The sequence below is a fragment of the Caballeronia sp. NCF2 genome, assembly GCF_023631205.1.
Classification (GTDB): domain Bacteria; phylum Pseudomonadota; class Gammaproteobacteria; order Burkholderiales; family Burkholderiaceae; genus Caballeronia; species Caballeronia zhejiangensis.
The window spans coordinates 1-16,091 of record NZ_JALQDN010000064.1; the positions used below are offsets into that span (position 1 = coordinate 1).

Sequence of the window (16,091 nt, forward strand, 5' to 3'; positions counted from 1 at the left end):
TGGCCCAGGATCACTTCGCTCACCTGATCCGGCTTCACGCCCGCGCGCTCCAGCACGGCCTTGATGACCGTCGCGCCCAGTTCCGGCGCCGCGATTTTCGCGAGCGAGCCGCCGAATTTGCCTACCGCCGTACGCGCGGCCGATACGATCACTACGTCAGTCATTTTCTATCCTCGTGAAACTGCGAAAGCGTCAACGGACTTCCGTTTGCGAAGCGATGCACGCGATTCGGAAACGCATCCATTACGAATGGATTCGGTGAGTTCGATTCGAACCCGGGCGATTGATGCGCAGCGTCGATTGCGGAGCGATGTCCGACCGTCCGATGCTTGAGCGAGCGACTTTCAAAGGGCGTCGCGCCGACTGCGGGATGACCTCGCCTGAAGGACGCGGTCTCTTCCGCATAGAAAATCCCGAACGGGATGCGGCAAACGTGCAGCCAATTGCGTGGTCCATTTATATGGGCCTTTAATAAAATCTCTCAGGTTCAGCACCGCCCTTCTCTTTCGCCTTGCCGCGCAAATCGCGCAGACGCAATTCCACCGCGCGAATTTCGCGCAGTCGTGCAGCAAGGTTTATCGGAAGTTATTCGGTCGTGCGTGCTTGTGCGACGCACCAAATTAGTAACAATTCTAAACGCAAAACATGCGTAAAAAATTTCATATTAGTAGGTAAAAACCCTAGATCGCGGAAAAACCGCTTATCTTTCATGTAAGAAATTCGCGAATTACTCGAACGCACGTTCAATAATCATCCTATATTACGGTGAAAATTGCGCGGTTGTATGATCACTTTGCGCGAATTCAGGTAATTAGGTAATACCTAAGCCCGGATTTGAAGCATGCGCTACATTGAAAAGGTTTGCGCCGTCTTTAACGTTATATTCGAATTAACTACTGGGTATAACCATTCGATCTTTAATCGACGTGGTTATTCGGACACATATGACGCCATGATGAAAGTGCGAGCCATTAATCGATTGCCAATTGCTGCGGCATTTTGACATCCGTCAACAAAAAGTAATTGTGCCGGGCGGCAGCAAAAGCCGCCCGACGTTCGGCCAAACCTTCACAGCGCCAGAACGAGCCTTTTGCCCTTCGCGCGCGAACAGCACGTCATCATGCGATTGTTCGACTGGCGTTCGCCCCGGGTCAGCACCACGTCGCGGTGATCGATCTCGCCTTCCAGCACGCGCACCTCGCACGATCCGCACAGCCCTTCTTCGCAGTCGCTCTGAACATCGACGTTCGCGCGTCTGAGCGTCGTGAGCAGTGTCTGATCGGCCGGGACGGTCAGGACGAGGCCGGAATCCTTCAGTTCGACTTCGAACGCGCGTTCCTTTTCCGGATCGAGCGTGCCGATCTTCGATTCGAAATGCTCGATTCGAAGCGCGTCTTCGGGCCACGACGCGCTCGTGTCGGCGAGCGCGTCGAGCATACGCGCCGGGCCGCACGCATAGACGCGCGTGCCCTCCTCCACGGCGAGCGCGGCGAAGTGGTTGCGCACACCCTCTTCCGAGACGTACGCGCGCAGACGCTCGCCGTGCAGCGCGCGCATTTCATCGAGAAGGGCCATGGACGCGCGCGAGCGTCCGCTGTAGTGCACTTCGTAGTCGATGCCGAGCGAACGCGCGCGACGCGCCATGGAGCTGATCGGCGTAATGCCGATCCCGCCCGCGATCAGCACGAGCTTCTTGGCGGTCTCGTCGAGACGAAAGTGATTGCGCGGGCCGCGTATGCGCCAGTGCGCGCCCGGCTTCACGTTCTCGTGCACCCACGCCGAACCGCCACGGCTCTCGCTCTCGCGCAGCACGGCGATTTCGAACGCGCGGGCGTCGGCGGGATCGCCGCACAGCGAATACTGGCGCGAGATGCCGGTCTCGCCGCACACGACATCGATATGCGAGCCCGCCGTCCAGCGCGGCAGATCGCGTCCGTTCGCCGACACGAGCCGCACGCGCACGATGCGATCCGCGCATGTCTCGACCGAATCGACGATCACCGCGCGGCTCACCGCATGCGACGACGGCTCGCCGATCCGCACGACCGCGCGCGGCTCGCGCACCGATGAATCGGCGCGCTCGGGATTCATCGCCGGATCCCATTCCACATATAGATGCTCCGGCCCGCGAAACGACGTGTTCGGCACATACGTGAAGCGTTGTTCGGCGAGGCGCATGTGCGGCAGACGGCGCGTGAGCTCGTCGAGAAAAACCTGCATCTCCATGCGCGCGAGATTCTTGCCCATGCACTGATGCGCGCCATAGCCGAACGTCAGCTGATCGCTGGCGTTTTCGCGGCGGATGTCGAAAAGATCGGCATCGGCGAACTGATGTTGATCGTGATTCGCCGACGACGTCACGATCAACAGCTTCGATCCCGCCGCGATCTCGATGCCGCCGATCGTCACGTCCTTCGTCGCGAGCCGTCGCCATGCAGCGACCGAGCCGTTATGCCGCAAGCACTCTTCGACTGCGTTGGGAATCAGGCTCGGGTCGTCGCAGATGTCGCGCCAGGCGTCGGGGTGTTGCAGCAGCAGTTTCATCGCGTTCGCGGTCGCGTTGGCCGTCGTCTCGTGCGCGGCGACGATGCCCGCCATCATCATCGAATGCAGATAAGAGTCGGTGACGACTTCGGGCAGCTCCTTCTGCTTGCGGATGCCGTATTGCATCCAGCCGGGACCGGACGGATCTTCGCGCATCTTGTCGAGCACCTTGCCCGCGTATTGCCAGAACTTGCCGACCGCGTGCGCGACTTCGACCTGTTCCTCGGGCTTCGGCCGTCCCCATGTGTTGACCGTGTGCGCAATCGAATAGCGGCGCAGCGTGTCCATGTCTTCTTCGGGCACGCCAAGAAAATGCAGCGCGACGGTGAGCGGCACTTCCCACAACATCTGATCGACGAGATCGGCGCGGCCATCGTCGATGAAGCGATCGACGTACTCGCGCGCGAGCGCACGCACCATCGGCTCGTGATGCGCGAGCGCTTCTGGCGTGAACGGATCCATCAGCGCGCGGCGGCGCGGCATGTGCGCGGGCTCGTCCTCGTTGACGAGCGTGCGGTTCAGCGCGAATCCGTAGGACGCGAGCACCGCGTTCGCTTCCGGGCCGGTCGGCGTGATTTTCTCGAGCGCGATCGACGGACTGAACGTGATGTTGTCGCGGAAAATCGCCTTGATGTCGTCGTAGCGCGTGACGACCCAATAGCCGAGCTTCGGGCTGTAGAACACCGGTTCCTGTTCGCGCGCCCATCGCACGTATTCGGGCGGGTCTTGCTGATAGCCGTCGCCGAACGGATCGAACTCGGCCGCGCCCGCGCTGATCGGGCAGCCGTTCGGTGCTTTGACGTGGAATGGGCAATGCGGCGCAGCGGTCATGCTCGTCTCCAGTTTTTTTCGCGTGACCACAGTATGCAACGCGTCACCACTTCCAGCGCACGCCCAATCCTCCGCCGATGGAATCGCGATGCGAACCGCCGATGTTCGTCGAATAGACGAGGTTCGCGAAGAGACTGCCGCGCGCGCTCACTTTCGCGACGATGCCCGCGCCGAATTGCGCGGTCGTCGCGGAGACGTTCGTCGGAATGACGGTCGTGCCCGCGAACGTCGTGGTGTCCGTCGCGCCGAAGTAGCGCCACAGGTTCGCGGTCACATACGGCTCGAAGGTCGTGCGGGCCGCATCGAAATGACCGTAGAGGCGCACGCCGAGCCGGCCGACGAAGCCGCTCGCTTGGTCGAAGGACACGGACGAAATGCCGTCGTCGATGTCGTGGAGATTCGCGTGTTGCCAGATGAGTTGCGCTTGCGGTTCGATCGCGAGGCGGGCCGATAGCGGAATCGGCAGACCCGCTTCGACCGATGCGGCGAACGCGCTGCCGTGCGTCGTCGCGCCGACGCCGCGGTTCGATTGCGGATCGGCGGTGAGCGAACTGCCGAGCAGCACGGCGTCGGTGTACCAGCCGCCCGGGCCGATGTGCGTCCAGTACAGCCCCGCGCTGTACGCGTTGATCGACAGGTGGCCGACGCTCGAGTTCGGAAAGCCGAGTGCAAAACCGTCGACGTCGCCGCTCGCGCGCGCGAAGCCGACGAAGAAGCCGTAGTGATTTCGATGACCGGCCGGCGTCGCATCGGCATGGATATCGTGGCCGACCTGCAGGCCGCCGATGCCGCCGCTGAATTCGGGATCGGCCGCGCCGCTGTTGTGCTGGGTCGCGTGGCCGCCCCAAACGCGCGACCACGCGGCGGGCAGCGCGCCGGTTTCCGTCAGCAGCGACTGGTCGCCCTGACGTTCGTGGAATGTGCCGATCTGCTGGATCGCGAGTTCGCGGACGATCGGCGACAGCTCTGCGTAGACGGGCACTTCCATCCGATAGAGCGGGATCGGCGCCGCGCCGGGCGGCGGTGGCGGCGGCAGCGGTGGTGTACCCGCGGCGGCGGTTGGTATGGGTTCGGGCGTTGGGGCTGGCGTTGGCGTCGGTGTTGGACTTGGCGTGGGCGTGGGCGTCGGAGCCGGCGTCAGTGTTGGTGGGGACGGCGGCGTTGGCGTTGGCGTTGGCGTTGGTGTCGGCGTCGGCGTCGGCGTCGGCGTTGGCGTTGGCGTTGGCGTTGGCGTTGGCGTTGGCGTTGGCGTTGGCGTTGGCGTTGGCGTCGGCGTTGGCGTTGGCGTTGGCGTTGGCGTTGGCGTTGGTGTTGGTGTTGGTGTTGGTGTTGGTGTTGGCGTCGGTGTTGACGTTGGCGTTGGCGTTGGCGTTGGCGTTGGCACCGGCGTCGGCGTCGGCACAGGCACAGGCACAGGCACAGGCACAGCAGGCGCGGGCGGCACGCTCGAACGCAGATACCAGTTGTCCGCCGTTCCGTCACTCACACCGCCCTTGAACAGGAAATACCTGTAAGCGCCCACCTCCAGCGGATGTGCGAGCGAAAACGCCCCCGCCGACGTCGTCGCCCCGTTCGTCGCCTGCACGACCAGAATGCCGTCGTTCACCGTCAGCCCGCCGATGCCGCCGACATTCGTCACGCCGATCGACGTCGTTCCCGCACCCGCGCCTTGTGCGATCACGAGCCGGTCGCTCGGCGCGCCGTCCGCGCCGAGCACGCTCTGCACGAGAAGCCGTCCGTCGTTGCCGGTGTAGTTGCCGTTCACCACGAACGCATCGCTCGTGCTCGAACCGCCGTTCGTCAGATCGATCGTGCCCGCGTTGTTCAGCGCGACAAGTCGCCCCGCGATCGCCGGCTGTATCGACGTGCGTCCGATGCCGCCCGCGAAAATCGTGCTCGTCGCGTCGAGATTGAGCGCGCCGGTTCCGGTCGCGGCATCGCCGAGCGTCAGACCTTTCGCGTCGAATGTGAGTTGCGTATTGTTCGACGCGTTCACCGTCTCCCAATTCGAAAAGCGCGCGAGGCCGCTTGCCTGCACGTTGTCGAACGTGAGCGAATCGCTGCCCGCACCGCCATCGAAGCTCGTGGTCGCGGCGAGCGTCGCGTCGTTCAGATTGCGGATCACCGCCGAATCGTTGCCCGCGCCGAGCGACACCGGCCCGGCGATCGTGCCGCCGCTCCAGGTCAGCGTATCGACGCCGAAAGTCGTCGTCACTCCTTGCCCGATCGAGCCGCCCGCGATCGCCAGCGAGTTCGTGCCGCTGCCGAGATCGACGCGTCCGCCGATCGTCCCGCCCGACAGCGTGAACGTGTCGTCGTTCTGCGCGGCGGTCACGTTGCCGTCGACCTGTCCACCCGACATGTCGAACACGTTGTTTCCGACATTCAAATCCACCGTTGCGAGGCGCCCGCCAGTGATCTTCACGACGTCGCCGTTCGCGAGCGTGCCAAGCACGCGCCCGCCCGATATCGAGAACGTGTCGCGCCCGTCGCCCTGATCGATGGAATCGATCTGTCCGCCTGTCATCGTGGCGGTGTCGGCGCCGTCGCCCTGGCGAATCTGTCCGGTGACGACGCCGCCGTTCATGTCGAAAGTATCGTTACCGGTATCGGTGCGTACGGCGACGCCCGCGCCCCCCGCAATCGTCCCGCTATTGATGATCGACACGTTGATCTTGCCGGTCGCGGCAATCGCCTCCGCGCTCGTGCCGCGAATCGCGCCGCTGTTGCCGATCGTTTCTGCGCCATTGGCAATCGTCACGCCGGTCGCGCCCTGAATCGTGCCGGCGTTGTCGATCGCGCCGCCCCGATTCGCGACGATGCCGCCCGCCTGCTGGCTGACGATGCTCGCGCCCGCCGCATTCGTGACGGACGCCGCATTCGCGAGCGACACGCCCGCCCCGCCCGCGCCACGCGCGACGATCGATCCTGTGTTGGTGATCGCGCCGGGCGTCGCATCCTGCGAAACGATGCCGGACGCGTTGTTGCCCGACACGTCGATGGTGCCGTTGTTGGTCACGACGTTCTGGCCCGGTGTACCGGCCACGAACATGCCGTTTGCGCTCGCGCCGGTCGTCGTGATGGCGCCATTGTTCACGAGCGTGTCGCCGCTGGTTCGCGCCGCCATGCCATGAGAACCCGCCCCGCTCGTCGCGATCGCGCCATCGTTGACCAACGTGCCGCCGCCCGGACTGGCGAAGTCGTTCATAGCCGAAGCGCTTGCACCGCTCGTCGTGAGCGTGCCGCCTGCCTCGTTGCGCATCGTGACGGCGGCGGCGTTGTTGAACATCGCTTCCGAATTCGTGCCGACCGTGAAGATCGCGCCGCGATTGACGAGCGTGTTGCGCCCGGTCGTCGCGCTTTGCGACGTCATGGCGTCGGAACCGTCACCTGTGATTTGCAACGTGCCCTCGTTGGTCGCCGTGCTGGTGTTGCGCACGAATAGCCCGTTGCCGGCAATGTCCAGTTCGACGCCCGTCAACACATTGATCGTCACGTTGACGCTGCCCGGCACCGCGATGACCGATACGTTCGAAGGATTGGGCGAGCGTGTATCGCAAGTCGCGGTCTGATTGGACTGCGGCGCAGTCCTGTCGCACCCGGCGACAGCGGGCGCCACGCGAACGAGACAGGACACGCCGAACGCAAGCGATAACGCATGAGCGAGCGGCGTCGATCGCATCGGAAGCGAAAAGCGGCGCATGGGTTCTCCGGCTCCGCTGACGATTTCATTTTTATCAGCAGTGCTTCGCATCGTTGCGACGATGATCGGCCCGCTGATTGCTGCTTCTCGTCAACGTTTTTGCTCAGAGTAGTCCACGCATTGCGCGTCAGCAATGTCCGCTTGATCGCTTGCCGCTTCAGATGGGCTTGCCCTCGCTCGATGCCCAATTGGGCATCAACGCGTTGCTCGGCAATGTTTCGTCGATCAGCTTTTCGGCCGTTCGCCGGCCCGCGACCGGCAGCCCTTCGGGGTTCAGCACACCGATCTGCACCAGCACCGAAGCCTGATCCCAGTAGATATGCTCGTTGTAGAGCTTGTCGCCGCGAAAGCGGATAACGGCTAGCATCGGAACCTCGAAGTATTTTCCCGTCGGCGCGAGGCCGGGCAGCAGCCAGTCGATTTCGCAACTATGCGTCGCACAGAACACGAATTCGTCGACGACGCGATCCGCGCCGATCGTGCGCGATACCGGAATCAGCTTCGTATCGGCGGGATTCGAGTGGACGAAGTGATATCGATAGAAACGCTTCAACTGATCGTGCCCAACGCCGCCTGTCATCGTCGGGACGTGGTTCACGTATGGCTCGGCGACCATCGTCGGCATGACGGCGTCGACGTCGCGCGTGGCGAATTCGAAATAGCAGTGCTGCTCCCACAAGTGATTCAGATCGAAGTGCGGACCGAGCACCTTGCGCAACATCGAAAGCGTGCGTGAGTACGCCATCAGCGCGGCGGGTTTGTCGTAGTGCGCGGAATCCGAAACGATGAAGCCCGCCGACGCGCCCGGATAAACATAGCGTTCGATGTGCGGTCTGCCCGTGAGCGCCGGCTCGACTTCGCGCGCATCGTGCGCCGCGCGTTCGGCGAAGTGGAAGACCATCGGGCAGCGGATCGTCGGGATATCGGCGAGACAGGCGCTGAAATCGTCCGCGTAGTAGCAGGCGGCGCAATCGACGTCGGCCTGCGCGGCGATGCGCGTCGCGAAGCGGCCGCCGCGCCCGTACCCGATCACGCCCACTTTGCCGGCGTGCTGCGGCAACGCGCGCAGGGCATCGACGAGCGCCGCGAAATTGTCCGCGGCGATACCGCCGGGTCGCGGATCGTGCCCGGGAAGTTGCGGCGCGATCACGACGTACCCTTCTTCGGCGTACAGATCGGCGGAGCGCATGACGAATTCGTCGAGGCCGGCCGCGTCGTGCAGCAACACGATGCCCGGTCCCGAACCTTTCGCGGGCTGCGTGACGTAAGCCGGAATGATCGTGCCGTCGCGAAGCGTGATGTCGATGAAGCTGCCGCTCATATCTGCGTCTCCTTATATATAGAAGTTGTTCTTGCGCTTACGACGTCAGCGTGTCCGCGAGCAGCTTCACGTTGAGCGCGACGATCACGGCCGCGACGAGCCACGCCAGCGCGCTCGTCCAGCGCGAAATCGCGAAGACGCCCATTTTTCGCCGGTCCGATACGAAGCGCACCAGCGGAATGACGGCGAATGGCAGTTGCATCGACAAAATGACCTGGCTCAGCACGAGCAACTGGCCGGTGCCCTTTTCGCCGTAGATCGCCGTCACGACGATCACGGGAACGATGGCGATCGCGCGCGTGATGAGACGCCGCGCCCAGTTCGGTATGCGCAGGCGCAGAAAACCTTCCATCACGATCTGGCCGGCGAGCGTCGCGGTCACGGTCGAGTTCAGGCCCGACGCGAGCAATGCCACCGCGAAGAGCGTCGATGCGATGCTCAAGCCGAGGAGCGGCGAAAGCAGGCGGAACGCATCGCCGATTTCCGCGACCTCGTCATGACCGTTCGCGTGAAACACCGCGGCGGCGACGATCAGGATCGCCGCGTTGATGAAAAGCGCGAGCGTCAGCGCGATGGTGCTGTCAATCGTCGCCCAGCGAATCGCAGCGCGCCGGGCCGTGACGGACTTGCCATACGCGCGCGTCTGCACGATCGACGAATGCAGGTAAAGGTTGTGCGGCATGACCGTCGCGCCGAGGATGCCGATGGCGACATACAGCATTTCGCGATCGGCGACGATGCGCGGCGACGGGATGAAGCCGCGCAGGACTTCGGCGAACGGCGGCGCGGCAGCGGCGATCTGCAACGCGAAGCAGCTCGCGATCACGACCAGAAGCGCGATGACGAAGGCTTCCAGCAGACGGAAGCCTTTGTTGATGAGAAGCAGCAGAAGGAAGGCATCGAGCGCGGTGAGGAGCGCGCCCGCGATCAGCGGGATGCCGAAGAGCAGTTGCAGCGCGATCGCGGTGCCGATCACTTCGGCCAGATCGCACGCGACGATCGCCGCTTCGCACGCGAGCCACAGGGCGAAGTTCACCGGCTTCGGATAATGATCGCGACAGGCTTGCGCCAGATCGCGCCCGGTCGCGACGCCCAGTCGGACGGCGAGCGCCTGAAGCAGAATCGCCATCAGGTTCGACAACAGGATGACGGCGAGCAAGGTGTAGCCGAAGCGCGAGCCGCCAGCGATGTCGGTTGCCCAGTTGCCCGGGTCCATATAGCCGACCGAAATCATGTAGCCGGGACCCGCGAACGCGAGGAAGCGCCGAATCCATCGGCCGGTTTCGGGCACATGAACCGACGCGTACACCTCGGGGAGGCTCGGGCGGAACGCGTCGTCCTGCTCGGGCGGTTTCGAAGCGGGGCGTACAGGATCAAGCATCGGCTCGTTTCTCCTGCGGAAACCTGCTGTGGATGTTGTGAAAATATGCGCCGCGGCGAGTGAACATTCAAGCGCATCGGACGGGCGTTGGTTACAGATGCCGTAGCCCTGCGCTTCGCGTCTGATAATCGGACTTATCAGATGTAGCGATTTCTCTTGTCAAATTCGAAGTCGGTTGCTAACCTCGGCCCAAATCACTGAAACGTAAGGATAAATGCCAGCCGACACAGGACGCTCCAGAGAGCGCTTGGCAGATAACTCGGGGCAGGCGAATGCGCCGAGCCGTCTCACGCGTCAACACTTCGCGCTTTATCGCGGTTATCTCGACGGCGTTTCCGAAGCACAGTTGCATGCATCGTATGGCGATTCCAGCGCCGATGTACGCTCGACTCGACGGCTGATCGAGGCGCTGCGCGACACGCTTTCCGTTCTCGCACGCCGCGCACTGGACACGGACGCGGCTCACCTGCTGCGGCTTCGTCCCGGCAGCATCCCGCTGTTCGAGCCGCCGCCCGCCGCCGTCGCCCCGCCGCTCGACGCGTTCCGCGAAAAAATCGATCCGGACGGCGTGTACGGCGAATCGGAACTGCTCGCGCTTTACGAGGAGGCTTATCCGCCCGAGAGCTCGCCTGCTCTCGATCGGCGCGCGGCGCGTAACGCCCGATTGCGTCGCCGGCAGGCGGACGCGCTCGCGCGCATGGAGGCGTCGCTCGCACAGGATCCACGTCCGGATCATCCGGTCGATGGCTGGTTCGAGCCGGCCGTCGCCGCGCGATTGACTGCCGCCGGACTTTCGACGCTCGCGGATGTCATCGAACTCATCGAGCGGCGACGGCATCGGTGGTATACGGCCGTGCCACGGCTCGGTCGAAAAGGCGCGCAACGCGTGGTCGACTGGCTGCAACTCCACGCCGAGGCACTCCGGCACACGCTTTCGCCGGCCGCGCTCGTGCCTCGGCGCCAGTGGCAGCCCGGAGACGTCGTGTCGACGCAAAGCGCGGACGTCGACGCAAGCGACTCGATCGCCATTTCTCCCCTTGAAACGTTGCGGGTTCCGCTGGCGCTCGACGGATCGAAAGGGTCGAATCGGGCGCACGCGCACCCGCGATTCGATACGGACATCCGCGCGATCACCGCTTGGCTAGAGGCCCGGTCAAACAGTACGCACACGCGGCGTGCCTATCGGCGGGAGGCGGAACGCCTGCTGCTGTGGGCGTTGATCGAGAAAGGCAAGCCGATTTCGTCTCTCGATGCAGCCGATTGCGCCGAGTACGTCGGTGTTTTTCTCGCGGATCCGCAGCCGGCGGCGCGCTGGATCGCGAAGGGTCGCCCTGAGCGTTGTTTTGCCGACTGGCGCCCTTTTGCCGGCCCGCTTTCCGATCGCAGCCGCGAAACGGCCCGGTCGATATTGGGCGCCATGTGCGAGTGGCTCGTCGGCGAAGGTTATCTGGCGGCCAATCCGTTTGCCGGATTTGCGCGTGTCGCGACGCCGCCGGTATTCGATTCGGCGACGCGGTCGCTCGATCTGACGCAGTGGAAATGCGTGTTGCAATCGGTCGAACGGACCGAATACTCGTTCGCCGAGCATCGCGACAAATTGGCGCTGCTTCTCGCGTACGCCACGGGCCTGCGACGGGCCGAACTCGCATTCGCAACCACCGACGCGCTCAGCGCCGGGCGTCTTTCCGGCGTGGACGGCGTGGTCTGGCGGCTTGCCGTCGATGGCGGCCGCGGCGCGACGCGGTCGGTGCTTTTGCCGCCGATCGTCGTCGAAACGCTCATCGAAAACCTGGCGATGCGCGGACTGCCGCGCCCGTTGGATTGCGCCGAAGGCACGCCAATACTCGCGCAGGCGCGCGGCGGACAGTCATTGACGCCCGACGGCATCGGGAAAATTTTCAAGACGATTTTCTCGAACGCGGCCGCATTGATGGAATCTCATGCGCCCGGCGCTGGCAGGCACCTGACTCGCGCGAGCACGCATTGGCTGCGCCACACACATTCGACGCACGCGCTCGGACACGGCGCGGATCTGCGCGAGGTCAGCGCCGGACTCGGCCATTCCGATGTTTCGACCACCGCTCTGTATCTGGAAAACGAAGACGCGGGGCGTTTCCTTGGCATCGAGAAGTTGATTCGCGGCATCTCGTTAACGCGAAAACCTTCGGATCGGTCCTAATTCGCGTTTACACGAGCGTCGAGCGTTGTAAAAATGTCCGCTGCGGGCGATCAAGTACTTCAGAGTTTACTTGAGGTTTACCGGTTCGCCGTTTATTCTTCGGTTTGCAGCTTGTTTTCCACAAACCGAAGAATTATTTGCTTACCCAGGCCCGCCAGTGACTGCGAATTCCATGCTAAGCGCTCGGCTTCCCGAAGTCGATCAATCCGTTTCGATCGAAACGCTCTTGGGGGTGGCCGCCCAAGCCACTGACATTCTCAATCAGATCCGCGATGCAATGTTGGAGCCGTATCCGCGCAAGAGCGCGCCAACATTCACGAGCGCGCAGGTCGCGTCGCTCTGCGGCATCGACAAGCAGCGGTTCCAGTACCTGACGACCAAGGGCGAGCTGCCAGCGGGCACGTCCAAGGGCGCGGGCCGCAGCAAGGAATTCACGCTCGAAGAAGCGCTCACATGGGTCCGCGCGACGAAAGAACGCCCCCGCCGGCCTGAAGGCAAGCGCGGGCGGATCGTGACCGTCGCGAACTTCAAAGGTGGCGTCGCCAAGACCACAACCGCCGTCTCGGCCGCACAGGCCCTGACGCTGCTCGGCCGCAGAGTGCTGGTCATCGACTGCGATCCGCAGGGCACGACGACACAGCTATGCGGCTGGGCGCCCGACGCCGAAATCTCGGACGATCAGACCCTTCTTCCGCTGATCTACGGCGATCAGCAGACGTTGCACTATGCAGTGCAGGAAACGTACTGGCATAACTTGGATCTCATCCCGGCTTCGTCATCGCTCTTCGATGCGGAGTTCGAGATTCCCGCCAAGGTGCTGAACGACAGCACGTTCGAATTCTGGGAAATCGTCCGCAAAGGCCTCATGCCGCTGACGGAAGAGTACGACGCGGTCGTCATCGACACGCCTCCGGCGCTCAGCTATCTCACCATCAACGCGCTGCTCGCGTCGGATGCGATTCTGCTGCCCTGCCCGCCCGAGGCGCTGGATTTCGCAAGCTCGACACAGTTCTGGCATCTCTTTGCGGATATCGCCAAGAAGCTGCCGGGCGTGCTCGAGCAAAAGCGCTTCGACTTCGTGAATGTGATTCTGACTAAAGCCAAGTCGGATGACGTGTCGCGTGTTGTGCGCGGTTGGCTTCAGAAAGCATACGGCGATCGCGTCCTGCCTTTCGAGATTCCGGAGTCGACCGTACCAAAAGGTGCGTCGGCGCAATTGTCGACGGTATATGACTTGTCGAAGCCGGACGGCAGCACGGCCGCTTACAACCGATTCAAAGAGCCGCTCGACCGGCTCGCCGAGCATCTCGACGCGCAGTTCGCCCGCGCGTGGAATCAGACGGAGGATTAAATGGGCATCGGGGACAGACTCCTCGCCAAGACAGCGAACATCGGCAGTAAGCCCACAGAAGGAACGCAAGCGCGTCCAGTCAGCACGGAACCGCGTACGTCTCCCGGTCGGTTGATGGATGCGCAGCATCGCATCAATACGGCGCAGGCGCGCATCAAAGAACTTGAGTCGCAACTCGAGGAACGAGCGGCGCTCGAAGTGCCGCTCGATGCGCTCGTGGAAGTCAGCGGACGGCGTCGCAAACTCACGGCCGAGCAGTTCCAGGAGTTGAAGAGCAATCTCGCGCAACACGCGCTCGCCACGCCTATTCTGGTGCGCGCTTTGCCGGATGCTCGTTACGAGATCGTTGCGGGACATAACCGCGTCGCTGCATACCGGGAACTCGGACGATCGACGATACGCGCCAACGTTGCGTCGATCGAAGAAGGGGAAATCGAGTTCGCGGCGTTCTTCTCGAACCTGCTATCGCCATCGCTTACGGATTTCGAGAAGTATTGGAACTTCAAACGATTGCAGGAATTGAGCGGACTCTCGCGCACGGAAATTTCTGAAAGCGCCGGATTGAGCAAGAGTCACGTCACGCGAATCTTCTCATTCGACGCCCTTCCAGAGGCAGCCAAAGCCGCACTCGCCGAAAAGCCAGAGCGACTCGGCAGCAATGCCGCGCAAAAGCTCGCGGCGCTAACAGAAGCCGGCAAGGCGGAAAAGGTCGTCGAAGCCGTCCGACGGTTGGTCGAAGACGAGAATTTTACGCAGGACAAGGCGGTCGCCCTCGTCGCGGAAAAGCCGCGCGCAGTGACTCCAAGCGCAACAGTGGTCCGAGCGGGCCGCAGGAAGGTCTGCGAAGTGTCCACGCGAAATGGTGTGGTGGGAGTTCGTTTCTTCGAGAAGGACGCGGGCGACGCAGAGCAATGGGGACAGCGCATTGCTGACTTCATCAACAAGACACTAAGTGAATCGGAGCAAGACTGAGGCTCTACTAGAGTTTTCTTTTAAATCAATGACTTAACGAGAACCGGAAAGTCGTTGACACTGAACCTAGTAGAACCTCTTTGCAAATCAGAGACTTAGCGTAGTGGCAAACCTGAGGGTGCTATGTAACGAACAAGTTCCACAAAGACAAAAGCCTTCGGCGCCAACCGAAGGCTTTTGAATATCGGGCTTAACTGCTTATCGCCCGGTCCGCTTCCCGACGCCAATCGGGTCACGAGTACGCAACTCGAAGTTTAGCGGAACGCGATTAGCAGTCAAGCATTTGTCTTCCATTTTTCGAAATGGACGTACTTGACATGCGTATCGCGCAACTTTCCGTTGCAGGCGAGGCTCTTTCTCGCCCAAAAAACTCTGAACCGTCTTCAGCGGTAGCCGATCAAGAAGCTCTCGATGAGTACGCTTGTGATCGTTCGAATCTGCCTTGGGTCATTTTCCGGGCCGCTCATCGAGCCACGCACACGACGGCGCTACCTGCACGCGCGCGTGCCCTGCTCGCCGCCTTGGCCCGCACAGTCGACGCATCTCGTCCGTTCGCACCCATCTTCGCGCGGCGCGAACTGCTCACGGGCCGGGCCCAGCAATCCATGCGGACCTTCTATCGCAGCATGGACGACCTCGAGGGCGCCGGGTTTATCATCCGGCCGCCTCAGACCCGCTATGGCGCTGCCGGCCTGTTTGGTCGCGCATATATCCACCTGACGCAGAAGGCAGCCGCTTTGCTCGGACTCGTTGACGTAGCCGATGCGACCACTACGCAGCCCGCTCAACATCGGGAGAGCGCGTCAGACGCACAAGCCGGCTTTTCTGACGGCCATCCGTCTGTCACCGTGGCAGACGGTGCTATATATAAGGATCTACTCCCAAATACTCAAAAGAGACAACCAGGACGACTTCCCGCCGATCTCCAACGCCTCGTGCCTCTGGGATTTCGTGAATTCCTGATCTTCAAACTGATGCGAGAAGCGAAAGCCCACGGCAAGCTTCTCTCCGATGTCGTCGAAGCAAGTTGGGCACCCTTGCAACGCGCAACGCATCCGATCAGCTACCTTCGCACCCTTCTGCGAGTCCCGGTCGACTTCGCCTATCGGGCGCGAAGCCAGCGCGAAGCCCACGTGCAGCAGCAAATCGAGCGAACGACTTCTGCGCGCACAGATGAAGTTGTAGGCGGTTTGGCCGGCCGGTCATTCGTCAGCCGTGACGGCTTGCGCCGCTACCGCGTCTCCGACGACGCCCGTTCCATCGTGATCTGTCATCGCGACGAGCCGCATCCGCGCGTCCATGCGGGCACATGGCAGAAAGATTTCGTTGCGGCCTTTGAGGCAGGTCACATCCTGCTCGACGACAAAGATCGCTTCGGCTCTCACGTCGATTTCCCGACGCCTCTAGCCGCAGTCCCGACCGACCTCCAGCGCAAATCCGAAGCGCGCCTGAGCGACATCAAAGCGCTTCTCCGCTTGAAGAGCGTGGGCGGGACCCCATCTGCGAAACCAAGGGACGTGGCGCGACCAATGCTGAAGGACAAGTCCGCTATCGCCCCTTTGAGTTCGCTTTTGCAGGCGGTGCGCCGTGCGGCGCCATCAACCAATTTTCGCGATTCAGCGGGTACGAGTTCGTGCTGAACGGGCGGCCAAAACATCAGATGAATCGAGGTGAGACCGCGCCCGGAAACTTTTTTGAATTAGGCTGCTGCGTCGCAGCAAAAGCTGATATACTCTAAGGTTGCGCCTGAATGGGCGATTGGAAAACGCAAACACCGCGTCTGGATGCGGTTTGCGTGCTTTGCTCGAT

At 62.4% G+C, this 16,091-nt stretch carries 9 protein-coding genes; 4 read left to right on the forward strand and 5 right to left on the reverse strand.

The window, feature by feature from the left end:
* The 5 genes from NCS02_RS23105 to NCS02_RS23125 form a co-directional block, all read right to left on the reverse strand.
* Nucleotides 1–164 (reverse strand): thiolase family protein (locus tag NCS02_RS23105; RefSeq protein ID WP_502800870.1); only part of this gene is annotated, 164 nt, incomplete at its 3' end.
* A 904-nt stretch (nucleotides 165–1,068) separates the two neighbouring features.
* Nucleotides 1,069–3,375 carry a cytochrome P450/oxidoreductase gene (locus NCS02_RS23110; RefSeq protein ID WP_250503422.1) on the reverse strand — a complete coding sequence of 769 codons (2,307 nt, stop codon included), beginning with the start codon at nucleotides 3,373–3,375 and terminating at the stop codon, nucleotides 1,069–1,071.
* Nucleotides 3,376–3,418: 43 nt separating this feature from the next.
* Nucleotides 3,419–7,078 (reverse strand): autotransporter outer membrane beta-barrel domain-containing protein, encoded by a 3,660-nt coding sequence (locus tag NCS02_RS23115; RefSeq protein ID WP_250523304.1) that lies wholly within the window; start codon nucleotides 7,076–7,078, stop codon nucleotides 3,419–3,421.
* Nucleotides 7,079–7,235: 157 nt separating this feature from the next.
* Entirely contained in the window at nucleotides 7,236–8,399 is a 1,164-nt protein-coding gene (locus tag NCS02_RS23120; protein ID WP_250503424.1) for an alpha/beta fold hydrolase, read from the reverse strand.
* Between the two features lie 37 nt (nucleotides 8,400–8,436).
* Nucleotides 8,437–9,780, reverse strand: coding sequence for an Nramp family divalent metal transporter (locus NCS02_RS23125; RefSeq protein ID WP_250458105.1), 1,344 nt, complete (start codon nucleotides 9,778–9,780; stop codon nucleotides 8,437–8,439).
* 247 nt (nucleotides 9,781–10,027) lie between these two features.
* On the opposite strand from NCS02_RS23125, the gene NCS02_RS23130 reads away from it, so the two are divergent.
* From NCS02_RS23130 to NCS02_RS23145, 4 genes are all read left to right on the forward strand, one after another.
* Nucleotides 10,028–11,959: a site-specific integrase gene (locus tag NCS02_RS23130; RefSeq protein WP_250520005.1), complete on the forward strand. Its 1,932-nt coding sequence runs from the start codon at nucleotides 10,028–10,030 to the stop codon at nucleotides 11,957–11,959.
* Nucleotides 11,960–12,131: 172 nt separating this feature from the next.
* A complete protein-coding gene (locus NCS02_RS23135) occupies nucleotides 12,132–13,310 on the forward strand; it encodes a ParA family protein (RefSeq protein ID WP_250503426.1) in 1,179 nt (392 codons plus the stop codon).
* Nucleotides 13,311–14,282 carry a ParB/RepB/Spo0J family partition protein gene (locus NCS02_RS23140; RefSeq protein WP_008347132.1) on the forward strand — a complete coding sequence of 324 codons (972 nt, stop codon included), beginning with the start codon at nucleotides 13,311–13,313 and terminating at the stop codon, nucleotides 14,280–14,282.
* 317 nt (nucleotides 14,283–14,599) lie between these two features.
* The gene (locus NCS02_RS23145; RefSeq protein WP_250503427.1) at nucleotides 14,600–15,922 is read left to right on the forward strand and encodes a replication protein O; all 1,323 of its coding nucleotides are present in this window, start codon (nucleotides 14,600–14,602) and stop codon (nucleotides 15,920–15,922) included.
* Nucleotides 15,923–16,091 lie beyond the last annotated feature (169 nt).

Coding starts and splice junctions, on each gene's coding strand:
- NCS02_RS23135 (WP_250503426.1), top strand. CDS start 12,132: ATGCTAAGCGCTCGGCTTCCCGAAGTCGATCAATCCGTTTCGATCGAA.
- NCS02_RS23125 (WP_250458105.1), bottom strand. CDS start 9,780: ATGCTTGATCCTGTACGCCCCGCTTCGAAACCGCCCGAGCAGGACGAC.
- NCS02_RS23110 (WP_250503422.1), bottom strand. CDS start 3,375: ATGACCGCTGCGCCGCATTGCCCATTCCACGTCAAAGCACCGAACGGC.
- NCS02_RS23115 (WP_250523304.1), bottom strand. CDS start 7,078: ATGCGCCGCTTTTCGCTTCCGATGCGATCGACGCCGCTCGCTCATGCG.
- NCS02_RS23140 (WP_008347132.1), top strand. CDS start 13,311: ATGGGCATCGGGGACAGACTCCTCGCCAAGACAGCGAACATCGGCAGT.
- NCS02_RS23120 (WP_250503424.1), bottom strand. CDS start 8,399: ATGAGCGGCAGCTTCATCGACATCACGCTTCGCGACGGCACGATCATT.
- NCS02_RS23145 (WP_250503427.1), top strand. CDS start 14,600: ATGCGTATCGCGCAACTTTCCGTTGCAGGCGAGGCTCTTTCTCGCCCA.